The sequence below is a fragment of the Bradyrhizobium sp. IC4059 genome (genome assembly GCF_020193615.1).
In the GTDB taxonomy this organism is placed as follows: domain Bacteria; phylum Pseudomonadota; class Alphaproteobacteria; order Rhizobiales; family Xanthobacteraceae; genus Bradyrhizobium; species Bradyrhizobium yuanmingense.
The window spans coordinates 57,141-72,617 of sequence record NZ_JADYVH010000012.1 but is presented as its reverse complement, the minus strand read 5'-3'; the positions used below and the strand labels follow the sequence as shown (position 1 = coordinate 72,617).

Annotated in this window: 15 protein-coding genes; 9 read left to right on the top strand and 6 right to left on the bottom strand. The window is 65.8% G+C overall.

What is annotated here, in order from left to right; all coding sequences use genetic code 11:
• Positions 1-12: 12 nt before the first annotated feature.
• A complete protein-coding gene (locus I6F12_RS30200) occupies positions 13-2,103 on the bottom strand; it encodes an adenylate/guanylate cyclase domain-containing protein (protein WP_225157882.1) in 2,091 nt (696 codons plus the stop codon).
• Positions 2,104-2,414: 311 nt separating this feature from the next.
• Here I6F12_RS30200 and I6F12_RS30195 point away from each other — a divergent pair, with 311 nt between their 5' ends.
• From I6F12_RS30195 to I6F12_RS30180, 4 genes are read left to right on the top strand one after another with little or no spacing between them, the layout of a single operon-like run.
• The gene (locus I6F12_RS30195) at positions 2,415-2,720 is read left to right on the top strand and encodes a DUF2282 domain-containing protein (protein WP_225157881.1); all 306 of its coding nucleotides are present in this window, start codon (positions 2,415-2,417) and stop codon (positions 2,718-2,720) included.
• Positions 2,721-2,754: 34 nt separating this feature from the next.
• Positions 2,755-3,669 carry a DUF692 domain-containing protein gene (locus tag I6F12_RS30190; protein ID WP_225157880.1) on the top strand — a complete coding sequence of 305 codons (915 nt, stop codon included), beginning with the start codon at positions 2,755-2,757 and terminating at the stop codon, positions 3,667-3,669.
• Positions 3,659-4,441, top strand: coding sequence for a DNA-binding domain-containing protein (locus tag I6F12_RS30185; protein WP_225157879.1), 783 nt, complete (start codon positions 3,659-3,661; stop codon positions 4,439-4,441). Before I6F12_RS30190 ends, I6F12_RS30185 begins: the two co-directional genes overlap by 11 nt.
• Positions 4,438-4,977: a DoxX family protein gene (locus tag I6F12_RS30180; RefSeq protein WP_225151627.1), complete on the top strand. Its 540-nt coding sequence runs from the start codon at positions 4,438-4,440 to the stop codon at positions 4,975-4,977. The genes I6F12_RS30185 and I6F12_RS30180 overlap by 4 nt, the downstream gene beginning before the upstream one ends.
• A gap of 51 nt (positions 4,978-5,028) precedes the next feature.
• Here I6F12_RS30180 and I6F12_RS30175 read toward each other — a convergent pair whose 3' ends face one another.
• The 3 genes from I6F12_RS30175 to I6F12_RS30165 are packed head-to-tail and all read right to left on the bottom strand — an operon-like array spanning position 5,029 to position 7,106.
• Positions 5,029-5,874, bottom strand: coding sequence for an SDR family oxidoreductase (locus I6F12_RS30175; protein ID WP_225157878.1), 846 nt, complete (start codon positions 5,872-5,874; stop codon positions 5,029-5,031).
• Position 5,875: 1 nt separating this feature from the next.
• Positions 5,876-6,436 carry a carboxymuconolactone decarboxylase family protein gene (locus I6F12_RS30170; RefSeq protein WP_036011690.1) on the bottom strand — a complete coding sequence of 187 codons (561 nt, stop codon included), beginning with the start codon at positions 6,434-6,436 and terminating at the stop codon, positions 5,876-5,878.
• On the bottom strand, positions 6,414-7,106 hold the full coding sequence (locus tag I6F12_RS30165) for a TetR/AcrR family transcriptional regulator (RefSeq protein WP_225114021.1): 693 nt from the start codon (positions 7,104-7,106) through the stop codon (positions 6,414-6,416). The genes I6F12_RS30170 and I6F12_RS30165 overlap by 23 nt, the downstream gene beginning before the upstream one ends.
• Positions 7,107-7,205: 99 nt before the next feature.
• On the opposite strand from I6F12_RS30165, the gene I6F12_RS30160 reads away from it, so the two are divergent.
• The 3 genes from I6F12_RS30160 to I6F12_RS30150 all read left to right on the top strand — a co-directional run bounded on the left by I6F12_RS30160 (position 7,206) and on the right by I6F12_RS30150 (position 9,677).
• Positions 7,206-8,210, top strand: coding sequence for a tripartite tricarboxylate transporter substrate binding protein (locus tag I6F12_RS30160; RefSeq protein WP_225157877.1), 1,005 nt, complete (start codon positions 7,206-7,208; stop codon positions 8,208-8,210).
• Positions 8,211-8,235: 25 nt separating this feature from the next.
• Positions 8,236-8,775, top strand: coding sequence for a VOC family protein (locus I6F12_RS30155; RefSeq protein ID WP_036011717.1), 540 nt, complete (start codon positions 8,236-8,238; stop codon positions 8,773-8,775).
• Positions 8,776-8,864: 89 nt separating this feature from the next.
• Complete coding sequence (locus I6F12_RS30150; protein ID WP_225147758.1) at positions 8,865-9,677, top strand: class I SAM-dependent methyltransferase; 813 nt, start codon at positions 8,865-8,867, stop codon at positions 9,675-9,677.
• A gap of 29 nt (positions 9,678-9,706) precedes the next feature.
• On the opposite strand, the gene I6F12_RS30145 is transcribed toward I6F12_RS30150, so the two are convergent.
• Positions 9,707-11,248, bottom strand: a complete 1,542-nt coding sequence (locus tag I6F12_RS30145; RefSeq protein ID WP_225157876.1) for a L,D-transpeptidase — start codon at positions 11,246-11,248, stop codon at positions 9,707-9,709.
• Positions 11,249-11,509: 261 nt separating this feature from the next.
• Positions 11,510-12,946 carry an oligosaccharide flippase family protein gene (locus I6F12_RS30140; RefSeq protein WP_225147759.1) on the bottom strand — a complete coding sequence of 479 codons (1,437 nt, stop codon included), beginning with the start codon at positions 12,944-12,946 and terminating at the stop codon, positions 11,510-11,512.
• A gap of 279 nt (positions 12,947-13,225) precedes the next feature.
• Between I6F12_RS30140 and I6F12_RS30135 the strand changes: the two genes are divergently transcribed.
• Both I6F12_RS30135 and I6F12_RS30130 read left to right on the top strand, forming a co-directional pair.
• Complete coding sequence (locus I6F12_RS30135) at positions 13,226-14,314, top strand: glycosyltransferase family 1 protein (RefSeq protein WP_225157875.1); 1,089 nt, start codon at positions 13,226-13,228, stop codon at positions 14,312-14,314.
• Entirely contained in the window at positions 14,311-15,378 is a 1,068-nt protein-coding gene (locus tag I6F12_RS30130) for an endo-1,4-beta-xylanase (protein WP_225157874.1), read from the top strand. Before I6F12_RS30135 ends, I6F12_RS30130 begins: the two co-directional genes overlap by 4 nt.
• Positions 15,379-15,477: the final 99 nt, after the last annotated feature.

The following is a 15,477-nucleotide window of genomic DNA, read 5'->3' as shown; positions in this document are numbered from 1 at the left end:
CGGATGATGTCGCTATTTCGACGCCAATGCCGCCACAGGCCGCCAGCTGACGTCGGGCGCAGCTGCAGCGAGCCGACGGCAGCGGTCACGCATCAGCTCGGCCGGGCGATCGTCGCCGCGCCGCTTCAGCACCGCCTCGAAATCGGCGAGCGCATCGGCAAAGCGGCGGGCGCGATAGGCGGCGAGGCCGCGTTCGTAATCCGCGATCCAGCCGATGCTGCCGACCGCATTCTCGTTCACCATCCCGATCAGCTCGTGGACGGAGAGTCCCTCCTCGCGTCCGTAGACCGCGATGCTGTCGACCTCGCGCGTGACGACGGCGCCGCGCGCCAGACGTTCGGTTGCCGCGCCGATCAGGATCTGCGTGCCGTAGGATTTGTTGGCGCCTTCGAGCCGGCTCGCGACGTTCACGGCATCGCCGATCACGGTGTAGTTCAGCCGCAGCTCCGAGCCGATATTGCCGACCAGCATGCGGCCGGAATTGATGCCGATGCGGATCTGGAGCGGCTGACCGAGATCGTCGACGAGGCCCGACTCGTCGATCGCCCGGCGGCAGGCGAGCGCGGCGCGGCAGCATCGTGCGGCGTGATCGCCTTGCGGCTGCGGCGCGCCCCAGAACGCCATCACGGCATCGCCGATGAACTTGTCGATGGTCCCGCCATTGGCGACGATGATCTCCGAGGTGAGGTCGAGATAGCGCGACAGCAGCGGCACGACGCGATCGCCGAGCCGCTCCGACAGTCCGGTAAAGCCGGCGATGTCGATGAACATCACGCTGAGCTCCTGAACGCTGCCGCCGGGCTTCGCCTCGACGCCCTGGCGCAGCAGGCCACGGACGAGATCGGCCGGGATGAACTTGCGGAATGCGGACAGGCCGGCCGCCATCTCCGCGATCGCACCCGATAGGCTTGCGATCTCCTTCAGCCGCGACGGATGGCGGCGGACCTGCTCCAGCGCGAAGGCTTCGACATGGCGCAGTTCGCCGACGACGCGCGACAGCGGCGCGGCGATGACGGACCGCGCCAGCATCGCCGAGGCCAGCGCCGCGAGCACGGCGCCGACGGCGAGACCGAGGATCAGGCGGTGCAATGTCGTCTCGACCGGCCCGAGAAATTCGGCCTCGGGGATCACGGTCGCGAGCGACCAGCCGGGAAACGGCAGCGGCGTCAGCGCAACCTCATAGGCCGCGCCGCCCGAGGTGAGCCGGCTCCGCCAGGCCTCCTTGCGGCCGGCTTCCCCCGCCTGGCCGAGCGCTGCGCGCGCCAGTGGCAGCAGCGCGGTGTCGCCGCGGGCCGGATGGAGCTCGTCGGCGTCCTTGTCCGGCGCCGCGACGAGCTCGCCGCTGCCGTCGACGATGAAGGCGGTGCCGGTGCGTCCGACCTCCAGCTGCGAGAGGAAGCGCGCAAGCCTGGTATATTCGATGATGACGGCAAGCACGCCTTGGCGCTCCTGGTAGACGTCGATCGGGCCGGCGAAGGCGATCGACGGCCGCTCGCCGGTCGCGTGGTCCATCACCCTGAACCATTGCGGGTCTTCCGCGCCGAGGCCGGCCTTGAACCAGGCCTGATCGGCGACGCGGAAATCGGTCGGCTCGAAGCGGCGGTTGGCGAACTCGATGTCGCCGGGCACCACGTCGTATTCGTCGACGCGGCGCTCGCCCGGATGATCCGTCAGCGAGATCTCCATCATCTCCAGGCGCCGATCGCCGAGCTTGTGCGCGGCGAAGAAGGAGCCGTCAGGCCAGCCGAACGCGACCCAGGAAATCGTGGCCTGCGATTGCAATTGCGAGAGGAAGACGAATTCGCGCTTGTCGGCCTCGCGGGTGTCGAGCACGTTCTGGAGGAACAGGGTGCGGATCGCGGTATGCGCGGCGCGCGCCTCGTCGACGATGGCCGAGACCTCCTTGCGCACCGCCGCGACGATCTGCTCGTTGATGGTCGAGGCGAGCTGCCGGCTGGCCGCCTCCGCGGTGCGCCACCACAGCAGGCTGGAGAGCGCCGCGGTCAGCAGGATCGCGGCGAGGACCAGCGCGGAGACAGCAAGGCGGATGCTCACCGTCATCCTAGCGATCGCGCGAAGCTGGCGTCCGGGATCGACGTTCATGGTTTTATCCGCCTTTGGGTGGGCGCGACTCCTGTCATCGCTCTACGCGGATGCCCTACCGTCCGTTACCTCTGCCAAGTTTCATCGGACGCATCCAATGCTCTCGCTCTAACGTGTCGATAGCGCCAAGGCATTGGATTGGCTGCCCACTTGCCCGCTACTCCTCACCCAAGCGCACCGTCCGTGCGCCCGATCCCAACCGGTCTCACGGATTTGTGAGCAGCCCGCCGTAACGCGGGCGGCGCGCGGAGCGAAGGAGACCATGCGTGCATCCCGGCCCAGGCGATGCCATCTCGAACAGGAGAACCTCGATGTCTGCCAAACATACCGTCACCTCCCTGGTCCTCGCCGGTGCGGTGTCGACCGCGCTCGCGACCCTTGCCTCTGCCGCCCCCCTGAGCAAGGCCGAAGCCGATGCCGCAATCGCCGCCAAGAAAGAGAAGTGCTTCGGCGTCGCACTGAAGGGCCAGAACGATTGCGCCGCGGGACCGGGCACGACCTGCCAGGGCACCTCGACCGTGGACTACCAGGGTAATGCCTGGAAATTCGTCAAGGGCGGCACTTGCACCAGCATCGAGGTGCCGGGCGGCAAGAAGGGTTCGCTGAAGCCGATCTGAACGGCGCAACGGCAGGCGCGAACGGAGCAGCACGATGAGCACGATCAAGCCGGCCCCGCCAGCAGCGCTGCCGCTCCGCTTCGCAACGCCGATCGGCGGCGTTGCCGGGACGAGCTTCAAGCCCGAGCACCTCCCGGCAATCCTCGAGGCAAAGGATCAGCGCGGCTTCTTCGAGGTCCACGCCGAGAACTACATGGGCGCCGGAGGGCCGCCGCATCGCGCGCTTGAGGCGATCCGCCGCGACCATCCGCTCTCGCTGCACGGCGTCTGCATGTCGATCGGCGGACCCCGGCCGCTCGACAAGGCGCATCTGGCGCGCTTCCGCGGCCTGGTCGCGCGCTATCAGCCGGCGCTGGTCTCCGAGCATCTCGCCTGGTCGACGCACGAGACCAGCTTCTTCAACGATCTGTTGCCTCTGCCCTATACCGCGGCGACGCTCGCTTGCGTCTGCGATCACATCGATCAGGTGCAGGAGGCGATCCGGCGACCGCTGCTGTTGGAAAACCCGTCGACCTATCTCGCCTTCCGCGAATCCTCCATGCACGAGACCGAATTCATCCGCGCCATTGCGGAGCGCACCGGCTGCGGCCTGCTGCTCGACGTCAACAACGTGTTCGTCTCCGCGGCCAACCATGGATATTCTGCGCTCGACTACCTCGCTGATTTCCCGCTGTCGCGCGTCGAGGAAATTCATCTCGCCGGGCATGCCGAGCAGGCCGACGACGAAGGTGACCTGCTGTTGATCGACAGCCACGATGGCCCGGTGGCCGACGCCGTCTGGAAACTCTACGAGATCGTGATCCGCCGCCGCGGGCCGGTGCCGACGCTGATCGAATGGGACAGCAAGATTCCGGACTGGCCGGTGCTGCAAGCGGAAGCCGCTGCCGCCCAGGCGATCCTCGATCGCCATCAGTCCGCCGTGCCGGCAGGAGAGCGTCATGCCGCCTGAACCAGGTTTGTGCTTTGCCGCATCGTTCGCGCCGGCGCTGCTGGATCCGGCGCGCAGCACGCCTGAGCTCGTGACCGGCCCCAACGGCAAGGCCGCTGGCCGGCGCTATGACGTCTACCGCAACAAGGTCACGGTCAGCCTGATCGACGCGCTCGCCGCGATCTATCCGGCGGTGCAGCGCATCACCGGCACCGACTTCTTCCGCGCCATGGCGCGCTTCCATGTGCGCAGCAATCCGCCGACATCGCCGCTGCTGTTCGAATACGGCCGCGATTTTCCGGATTTCATCGAAGCCTACGAGCATGCGCAAGGTATGCCCTGGCTCGCCGACGTCGCGCGTCTCGAGCGGGCCTGGCTCGATGCCTATCACGCCGCGGACGCCGTCCCGCTGTCGCCGGCCCGGCTCTCGGCGGTGACACCCGACCGCCTGGCTGATGTGGTGTTCATTCCGCACCCGGCCGCGCGATGCCTGCGTTCGGACTATGCCGCCGTGACGATCTTTGCGGCCAACCGCGACGACGCACCGGTCATGCGGATCGATGCCTCGACGCCGGAAGATGCCCTGATCACGCGAGGCGAATTCGACGTCGCCGTGCGCCGCCTTCCACCCGGCGGTGCGGTCTTCGCGCACCATCTCATGTCGGGCCGGCCGCTCGGCGAAGCCGCTGCGGCAGCGCTGGAGGCGGCAAGCGAATTCGACATTGCCGCGAACATCGCCGGGCTGATCGAAGCCGGCGCCTTCACCTCGCTCTGTTGCGGAGACCCATCATGATCACGGAGCAACCCATGACGCCCGCCAGCGGCCTGCCGTCGCTCGGAGCACTCATCGACAGAGCCAATCATCTGGTGCAGGCGCTCGCGATACCATCGCTGGTCCAGCTGGTGCTGCGCCTCGCGCTGGCCGTGCCGTTCTGGCGCTCGGGCCTGCTCAAATGGGACGGCTTCCTCAGGCTCAACGACACGGCAGTAACGCTGTTCAGCGACGAATTCATGCTGCATCTGCCCGGCGGTCCCTATCACTTTCCGGCCCCGACGGTGATGGCCTTTCTCTCGGGCTCCGGCGAGATCATGTTCCCGATCCTGCTGGTGCTGGGGCTGGGCACGCGGTTCGCAGCGCTCGGACTGCTAGTGATGACGGTGATCGTCGAGCTCACGGTGCCCGACGGCTGGCCGATCCATCTCACCTGGGCAGCGATGGCACTTGCCCTCATGGCTTACGGGCCGGGGCACATCTCGCTCGATCATCTGATCTGTCGCATCCGTAGCCCGGATGGAGCGCAGCGCAATCCGGGGCAGGTTGCGCGGTGAGGCATCGGTCCCGGATTACGCTTGCGCTCCATCCGGGCTACAGAAGAGCACTTACATTCCGCTCAGGCCGCTATCGACTGCGAGGGTCTGTGCGGTGACGTAGACGCTTTCGTCCGAGAGGAAGAACAGCACGGCATAGGCAATCTCCCAGGCTGTCGCCTGGCGGCCGAACGGGATGTGGCTCTTGCCGCGGGAGGGACGGCCGGCGCCGGCTTCGCGGCCGTTGGGGGTGTCGACGAGTCCGGGATAGACGAGATTGGCGCGGATGCCGCGGCGGGCTCCGAGATGGGCGATGTTGCGCATCAGACCGCCGAGCGCGGCTTTCGAGGAATCGTACACCGCCATCTGCGAACCCGCCTTCAGCGCGGCGATGGAGGAGATGAAGACGATGGCGCCGCCATCGTCGAATTTCGGCAAGCCGGCGCGGCAGCACAGCATGGGGCCGCGGACATTGACGTCGTAGATCTTGTTCCACTCCTCGGGGCTGACGGCATCGAGCCCGACCTTGCCGAATGTGCCGACGTTCAGCACCATGCCGTCGAGCCCGCCCATGGCGCGGCGCGCCTCGCCGATCATGCGGACGACGTCGGCCTCCGAGGTGACGTCGGCCGCGATGGCAAAGCCCTCGCCGCCTTCATCCGTGATGCGCTTCACCGTCTGTTCGGCGGAGCTGCGGTTGAGATCGGCGACCGCGACCTTGGCGCCCTCGCGGGCGCACAGGATGCTCATGGCACGGCCGTTGCCGATTGGATCGCTCGCTGCGTCGAACACGCGTTGGCCGCCGCCGACGATCAGGATGCGGCGCCCTTTGAGGCGCCCCCTGCCCGGCGCTTCTCCGGATGATTCCGCGCTCGGCGGACGAATGTAACGCTCCGGCTTGCTCTCGGTGTCCGCCATCTCAGCCGCCTGGCTTCTTGCCGCCGTCATAGACCTTCATGCCAGCGGCGGGATCGAGATCGGTTTCCGTTGCTTCGGTCAGGCGCGCCATCATCATGTAAAAGCCGAGCGCGACGATGGCTTCGACGATTTCCTGGTCGCTGAAATGTTTTCGCACGGCCGCGAAGATGGTCTCGGGGACACGGACGTTCTCGACCACTTCGCGGCCGAACTTCAGCAGCGCGCGCTCGGCCTCGCTCAGGCCGGCGGCGTCGTAGTCACTACGCTCGACGGCGTCGATCTGGTCCTGCGTGCAGCCGACGCCGAGCGCGATCGGCACGTGCTGGCGCCACTCGTAGGCGCCGCCTTCGAGCTGGGCGGACTGGAGGATCAGAAGCTCGCGGTTGACCGCGCTGAGCTTCTGCTTGTGCAGGATGGAATTGCCGAGCCGCATCGCCGGAATCATGTTGGCCTCGGCATGGGCCATCATGCGGAAGATGTTGAGCTTGACCGGCATGCGGTCGAACGAGGCGCGAATGTCGCCGCTCGTCGTCTCCGGATCAATCAGGGGCAGCCTTGCCACGCATTTCTCCCTTGGGCTTTCGTTTCTTGTTGTCGGCGTCTTGACCTGCCGCGATCAGCGACAGGAAGAAGGCGAGATAGCGGTCGATCGCCTCGATCACCTTCGGCCGCGGCGACGGCACCGCGCCCATCACGTAATGCTCGAGGCGGATGTAGATCAGACCGGCGGCGAACAGCCGCGCGGTCTCGCGCGGATCAGTGGTCGAGATCAGGCCGGCGAGCGCGAAGCCGCGGAAATAATCCGTCATCAGGCTCTGCTCGCGCGCGTAGAAATGATCGGCGAATTTGGCGCGAATGCCTGGCACGCGGTTGCGCTCGGCGGTGATGACCTTCTGGAACTGGTGCTCGCGCGGATCGGACCATTGCTCGACGAGGTCGAGCGCGAACTGCCGGCAGAACTCCGCCGGCTGCCGCGCCAGCTGCTTGTAGCGCGGCTCCTCCAGCCGGCTCGCCGAGCTGGCCGGGCCATGCTCGCTGACGATCGCCTCGAGGATCGCCGCCTTGCCGGGGAAATGATTGTAGAGGCTGCTCTCGCGGATGCCAACGCGGCGCGCGAGCTCGCGCATCGAGGCGCCGCCATAGCCGCTCTGCGCGAACAAATTGAGCGCTTCGGCGAGGATGCGCTCGCGCGTCGTGGGCGCGTCCGCCGCGCTTGAGGTGTGGACAGCCATGATGCTTGACTAACGAACGATCGTTCGCTAGTCAACCGTACGAACGATCGTTCGTTTCAACTCCGCTCGATAAGCGGAGAGCAATTGGGGAAGAACGCCATGGCAAGCCACGCTCGCCTTTTGCCCGCGCAAACCATCGCAGCGCTTCGCATCGTCACATCATTGCTGCTGATCTTGTCAGCGGCGCCGTCCGCCCGCGCCGAGGATGCTGCCGCCTACCCCACCCGCAAGATCAGGATGCTGCTGCCTTACGCGGCCGGCGGCGGCGGCGACGTAGTCGGCCGGCTGCTTGCGGACAGGATGGGCAAGACGCTCGGGCAGAGCATCTATATCGAGAACCACACCGGCGCCGCCGGCACGATCGGCACGCAGATGGTCGCGACTTCCGCGAATGACGGCTACACCATCACCGTCGGCGGCATGACCACGCATGTGCTGGCGCCCGCGATCTATCCAAAACTGCCCTACGATCCGATCAAGGACTTCACGACGATCGGGCGCGTCGGCGTCTCCTCCATCATGCTGGTGGCGACCAAGGATTTTGCCGCCAATGACATCAAGGGTCTGGTCGCGCTGGCCAAGAAGGGCGAGCCGATCCAGTACGGCAGCTGGGGCGTCGGCTCGACCGGGCAATTCTGCGCGGAAATCCTGATGCAGCAGACCGGCATCAGGATGGACCACGTGCCGTTCAACGGCATCGCAAAGCTAGCCGGCGATTTGCTCGGCCGCCACATTTCGCTGGCGACGCTCGACGTCGCCACCGCAACGCCGCTGGTGAAGGAGGGCTCGATCAAGGCGCTGGCCGCCTGCGGCGAGCGGTCGCCGAGCCTGCCCGACATCGCCAGCTACAAGGAGCAGGGGGTCACGTTCGACCGCAGCCTGTCCTGGGCGATGTATGCGCCAGCCGGCGTGGCGCCGCCGATCGCGCAGAAGCTGTCGACCGCCCTGAAGGATGCCCTTGGCGATGACGTCGTGAAGCAGAAGCTGCTGGCGCTCGGCATCACCCCGCAATTCGTGCCCGGCGAGGAGCAGCGCGACATCAACGCGCGCGACATTACGGCCTGGAAGCAGGTTGCCAAGGACGCGGGCATCGAGGTCAAGTGACCAACGTGACGAGGGGAGCGCGGGCATGAGCCGCATCTTCGGCGCGGTGCGCCAGAACGGATATGTGGTGCGGGACATCCACGCCGCGATGAAGCACTGGATCGAGGTGATGGGCGTCGGTCCCTGGTACTACATGGACCGGGTAAAGACCGACTGGTTCCGGCATCGCGGCCGGGATTCCGCCGTCGAGATGAGCATTGCGCTGGCCAATTCCGGCGATCTTCAGATCGAGCTGATCCAGCAGCGCAACGACGCGCCCTCGCTCTACAGGGAATTTCTCGATGCCGGGCACGAAGGCCTCCAGCACATGTCGTATTGGAGCCACGACTATCAGGCGCTCTACGACAAGGCGCTCGGGCTCGGCTATCGGATCGGCCATGAGGGCCAGATCGGCGGCAACAAGGGACGCTTTGCCTATTTCGACACGCAGGCGCATCCGGGCACGGTGATCGAAATCTCCGACATCAGCGGCACCAAGGGCCCGTTCTTCGAGAAGGTGCGGCAGGCCGCGATGAGCTGGGACGGCACGCGGCCGATCCGCGAGATCGGCGGCGGGAGATCGTAGAACCGATTGCCCGCAATGTACGCCGTTGCTGGCTCTTGCGGGAAACCATGGTAACGTGGCCTCGTGTCCGAACCTTCAGCGAGGCTAGCATGCCCGACACTGACAAGGTTTTCGCCGGCTCGATTCCGAAAATCTACGACGAGTATCTGGTCCCGATGATCTTCGCCGTCTATGCGGAGGACATCGCAAGGCGCGTTGCCGCACGCTCTCCCGCTGTATTGCTCGAGATCGCAGCGGGCACCGGTGCGGTGACGCGTGCCGTGGCGGCGGCGCTGCCGCGCGGCGTTCGATACGTTGCAACGGACCTCAACGAACCGATGCTCGCGGTCGCAGCGCAGCGCCAGGCGAATGACGATCGCATCACCTGGCGCCAGGCGGACGCAATGGCCCTGCCCTTGGGCGACGCCGAGTTCGACGTGGTCTGCTGCCAGTTCGGCGCGATGTTCTTTCCGAACCGCATCAAGGCCTATGGCGAGGTCAGGCGCGTCCTGAAGCCGGACGGCACGTTCGTGTTCAACGTTTGGGATCGCATCGAGGAGAATGCGCTCACGCATGAAGCAACGGTCGCGCTCGAGAAGCTGTTTCCCAATGATCCGCCGCGTTTCATGGTCCGGACGCCGCACGGCTATCACGACAAGGCCGTCATCAGGAGCGATCTCGAACGAGCTGGCTTCCGCGACATCTCGATCGAAACCCGATCCGAAATCAGCCGCGCGCCTTTAGCCGAAGATGTCGCCATTGCGCTCTGCCAGGGCACGCCGCTGCGCAGCGAGATCGAGGCACGGGATGCCGGCAAGCTTCAGGCTGCGACCGATACGGTTGCGGAGGCAATCCGGGCCCGCCATGGATCCGGTCCGGTGGAGGGCAAGATCCAGGCGATCGTGATCGAGGCCCGCCCGTAGCAGGGGCGTTGGCCGAGGCGGCGCGTCCTTTACCAGAAGCCGCGCTGGAACGGCTGCGCCGGCTGATAGTACTGGTACTGGCTGCGCCGGCGCGGGTTGGCCGGCTGGACGTAGGGATCGCGATAGAAGAAGCCGAAGCCGTTGTCCCAGCCGTCATCGCTGGCGATCATGGCAGGCACGGTCGGCTTGCGCGTGATGAAGCCGCCTTGCGGCTCGTTGCTCAGCACCGCGACGAACTCGGTGCGGTAATTGGTCTCGCTGCTCAGCGGCTCGTCCGAGACGACGATCGAGGAACGCGGCAACGCGGTCGGTCCGATGCGGTCCCATACGTCCTGCGGGATGGTGATGCGGTCGAGTGCGTTGCGCGCCTCATCGCCGTTCTCGATCGTGACAACGCTCCAGCGCAGGCCCGTCCCGGTCTTCGCCATCGCCGTAAAGATATGCGTGCCGATCGGCTGCTCGGGATTGCGGATCGTGACGGGGACCTCGATGCTGGTGTCGAACACCTCGCCGCCGCCGTCGGGCGCCGGCTTGTGCGTGTTCCGACGCACATAGAGCTTCTGCGTCGCCCGGCTGATGTAGACCGAGACCGGCTCGCCCGCGAGCTTCGCGTCGGTCGCCGCCTTCACCGCCTCGGTCTTTCTGGCCGCAGCGGTCTTCGCGGCTTCCTTGGTCGCAGCCACCGCATCGCGCTTCGGCTGCGCGGCGGCCCTGGCGGCCTCGAGCTGCGTCGCCGCGTCGGCAGCCTTGGTTGCTGCCTTCTGCTTCAGCTCCTCGGCCTTGGCGCGGGCCTGATCCGTCTTGGCATTTGCGAGCATTTTGTCGGCGAAGGCGAGCTCGGCATCGGCGCGGGTCTTCTGCTGTTCCAGCTTGCGCAACGCGGCCGGGAGCGAGGCGGCTTCCTTCGCGGCGGCGGACGCAGCCTTCTTGGCCTCGTCGGCCGCCCTTGTGGCCTCCTCCGCCTCGGCGGAGAGCTTGTCGGCCCGGCCGGGCACGGCCGCGATGGCCTCCGGCTTTGGCACGAACAGCGACGGATGAGAGAATTCCGTCGGGACCGTGTCATGCGGCGAGACGATCACGCGCATCCCGATATAGGTCTTGTCGAACACATTCTCGGCGAAGCCGAACGGCATTCGCACGCAGCCGTGCGAGGCGGCATAGCCGGGCAGCGGTCCGCCATGCAGGGCGATGCCGTTCCAGGTAATGCGCTGCATGTGCGGCATCCAGGCATCGTCATAAAGGCTCGAGCGATGCTCCCGGTTCTTCTCGAGAATGGCAAAGACGCCAGCCGGCGTCTCGCGTCCGGTGGTGCCGGTCGATACCGGCGCGCGCACGATCCAGCCGTCGGCATCGTAGAAAGTGACCTGCTGGCTCTTGATCGACACGATCGCCATGACCGGATCGCCGGCCACCCGCGGCGCGACTGCCTCGGCCACCTGGCGCTGCTGCTTGGCCGCAATCGCCGGGGTGGCCGCCGCAAGGGTCGCCGCCGCCACGAGCGCCATGATTCCGGCAGGCCCCCGGCGCCCCACCGCCCTGATGGATTGCGCCGTCGTCGATCGGTTTTTCATGCCATCCTCGGTCGAGCTGCCAGTCGGCTGGTGTCGCTCACGTGTCAGATTGGAATCATTGGATTAAGAAATCGCAGCCGCCTTACGTTCCCTCTGTGGCGGGATTCGGTACGTTCGGGCGACAAATCTCTCATATACGAGGGTTGGCGAAGGCGGAAGGCGGCCTTCAGCCGGGGGCGGTCCGGAGCTGCCTCGATCGCTGCGGCAGAATGTCCGGATCACCTTTTGGTGCAACCGTACGAACGCGCGGATAGTCCCTCGCTAGACGCCGAGAGCCTTGCGGTTCAACGTTCGCAGGAAACGCAGCGACAACGTTCGCACGTTCGCAACATTCAGCAGCCACGCCGCGGCGGCATAGGCAAGGCCGCCGGCGAGGCTGACGATGACGAGCGAGGCGAGGCCGGTGCCGCCCACTTGCGCGCGCGCAACAAGGATCGCCGCCGCCATCAATGCCGCGGAGGCGGCAACGCCGGCGAGGCGGTTGAGCTCGAACGGGACCGGATGGGCCCGATGCATCAGGACGAGTGCGACGAGGAAGCCGATCGCCTCGGTTGCCAGCGTCGCCAGCGCCGCGCCGTGAAGGCCGTAGCCGCCGATCAGCGCGAACATCAGGATGACGCTGATCACCAGCGTGAGAAAGGATTGCGCCGCCAGCATGAAGGGCCGCTCGGCGAGCTGGAAGCTGATCTGCACGTAGAACTGATTGGCGATGCCGAAAAGCCGCGCAAGCACCAGTGTCGGCAACAGGGCCGAGACGCCGGCGCGGAAGTCGATCCCGACGAGCGTTCCGGCCACCTGGTCCGCCGCAAGCGCAAGCCAGACCGCAACGGGCGCCACCACGACGAGCAGCAGCTCGAGGCTTTCGGTCAGCCGCTCCCGCGTCGTCTCGCCGTTGTTCTCGGACAATGACCGGAACACCAGCGGCACCGTCGCCGCGGCGACGCTGGATGCGATCATGACCATGAACTGGCGCGGCAGATCGGCGGCAACGCCGAAGATGCCGGCAGCGTCCTTGCCGAGCAGATAAGCGACAATGAGGCGGTCGCAGGCCGAATAGACCGCCACGGACAATCCCGCCAGCGTCAGCGGCAGGCCGTAGCGCGCCAGCTGCATGAACTGGCTGCGCTGGAAGCGCGCGATCCCGGTGCGGTCGCCGACGAGGTTCAGGATGATGCCGGCGAGCGACCCCAGGCCGAATGCGGCGAGCAGCCCCAATCCACCCCAGCCGAGCCAGATTCCGAGAAGACCGAAGCCGACGCTGGAGACGCTGCGCACGATCGAGATCGCCGCGAACCGGTAGGGGCGCAATTTAGCGCGCTCGAACTCCTGGCCGACATCGACTGCATTGGCCATGATCGCGACGAACATGCTGGCGAGCAGCAGCTCGACGCTGACATCGCTGCGGAACAGGACGACCAGCGGAGTGGTGGCGCAGAGCACCGCGGCCGTGAGCGCGAAGGCGACGATTGCCGTGCCACGAAAATCGACCTCCGCCGACATCGCCTGATAGCGCGACACCGACAGCTTGATCCAGGCGAAGAAGATCGCGCCCAGAATCCCGGCAAGGCTGATGCCGACGACATAGACGCCGTACTCCGCCGGGCTGAGGAGCCGCGTATAGGCCGTGACGGCGAAGAAGCCCACCGCCGCAGGCAGGATGTAGGCGACGAGATAGATCGAGAAATGGCGGTTCAGCATGCGAGCACGGGACCGTGGGCGGCCATCAGGATTAACGGATCGTTAAGACGATTGGGTGCGACAATCGGGGCTCGCCGCTGGCATTGCCAAGGATAGGTCAAGGACAAGTCAAGGATAGCCGGATAACCCTGCAAATCGGATCGCTAATGGAGCGAGCACGCGGTTATCGCGCGTTAGCGTTAAATTTGCCCTGTCCTTGAAGGAGCGGGCGCGATCACAGAAAAGAAGCAATGATAGCGAAACGTCGCCCGACTCCTCCGACGCACTGATGTAACTGATATGGACGTTGTCGAACGAACACGGGCGAGATCGACCTCCCTCCCGCGTCGAACCGCCACTGCTCCCGCGGCTCCGGCGTATCCCGGCGCGAAGGGCCGCGACAGGATGGTCCTCAACCTCTTCTTCGAGGAACGAGACGACCGCTGGTTTCCCGGCGACCGTCACCTTCGGCCGCTGCTGCGCCGGTTGCTGCTGGGCAAGTCCTTCATCAGCGGACAGCGGCGCGTTCTGCTCAATCTGTGCGCAGGTCTCGATCGGCTTGGCATTCGCTACCGCGTCAACGATTATCGCTACATTCGGAAGCATCCGGAGGAACTGGCCTGCATCATCGGCCGGCCGTTCGTGCTCGACTGGTTCAAGTGGAAGAATCCACTGCTGCTTGGCGTCGCCATGTATGACCATCCAATCGACGCACCAGAAACTCTAGAGGATCTCGACGTGAGGCAGGTGCTGTTGCCGTGCGCCTGGTATGCCGACATGTTCCGTCCGCACTGGCCCCATGTCGGTGCCTGGCCCGTCGGCATCGAGACGGATCTGTGGGTCCCGGCGCCGGCCGCGCAGAAGAAGATCGACGTGCTGCTCTACGACAAGGTCCGCTGGGATTACGACCGGTATCAACCGGAGCTGATCGAGCCGATCCGAAAGTTTCTCGAAGCCGGCGGACGCACGGTCGAAACGATCCGCTACGGGCACTACAAGGAAGAGGATTACAAGGCCGCGCTGGCGCGCTGCCGCAGCATGATCTTCCTCTGCGAGCACGAGAGCCAGGGCATCGCCTGCCAGCAAGCACTCTCGAGCGGCGTGCCCGTCTTCGCCTGGGATCGCGGCGGGCCCTGGCAGGATCCGAAATATTTCCCGGACAAGGTGCGATACGAGGGTAACGTGTCCTCGGTGCCCTATTTCGACGCACGCTGCGGCATGACCTTTACTGACGCGGGCAGCTTCGCGGCGGGCTGGGGCCGTTTCTGGTCAGAGGTCGAGGCGGGAGGCTTCGCGCCGCGCGATTATGTGCTGGACCACCTGACGCTCGAGAAGGGCGCGCTTCACTATTACGAAATCGCGGAAGCCGCGATGCAGCGGCACGCGTGACCGGGCTCGACCGACGCGAATTCCTGCTCGGCAGTGTCGCAACGCTCGCGGCGGGCGCATCGGCGTCCGCGGTGCCGGCCTCGAAACGCGTCCAACGCCGCCCGGGCTACGGCGCAGCCGCCACGCTCTGGGACCTGCAAGCCGATCCGCGGCTCGGCGAGGCCATCAGCACCTATTGCACGCAGGTGGTGCCGGTGCTCGAGCTGAAATGGCCGATGCTGCGGCCGGACGCCCATACGTTCACCTTCGAGCGCGCCGACGCGATCCTGGATTTCGCGCGCGACAACGATCTGGCCATGCGCGGCCACGCACTCGCCTGGTATCACGACATTCCGGACTGGACCAAGCAGATCAAGGGCAGCAAGGGCGTCGAACGGGCCTATCTCGACCACATCGGCACCGTCGTTTCCTACTACAAGGACAAGCTGACGTCGTGGGACGTCGTCAACGAGCCGATCCCGGACAATCCGCGCAGCCCGAAGGACCGGCGCGACACCTTCTGGACGCAACATCTCGGCGATCGCTGGATTCCGCTGGCGTTCCGCACGGCGGCGGCGGCCGACCCCTTCGTCAAGCTCGCGATCAACGAATATGACATCGAATCGGCGAAGGACTCGTTCATCGCCAAGCGGGCGGCCTATCGCACCCTCATCATGGACCTGCTCGATCAGGGCGTTCCGCTCCACGCCGTCGGGCTGCAGGCGCATCTTCACGCCGAGCTTGAGATCGACACGCACGGGCTCGCCGAATTCGTCACCGAGCTGCGTTCCTGGGGGCTCGAGGTTCTCATCACCGAGCTCGACGTCGACGACCAGAAGCTGGCGGGAAGTCCTGCGGAGCGCGACGCCGTCGTCGCCAAGCGCGTCGACGACCTGCTGACGGCCGTTGCCGCGAGCGGCCCGGTGCGGTCGATCCTGACCTGGGGCATCTCGGACCGTTACAGCTGGATCAACGGCACCTTTGCCCGCAAGGACAAGCAGCCGAACCGCCCCCTGCCGCTCGACGGCGAGTTCAAGCCGAAGCCGTTCATGGACGTCATCAGCAAGTTCACGAAGGGCGGCTAAAGCGCGATGCGATTAGGATGAATCGTCATCGCGCTTTAGATTATTGTTCGAGCATGATCTTTTCGGAAAACCGCTATGCACTTTTCCGGATCATGCTTT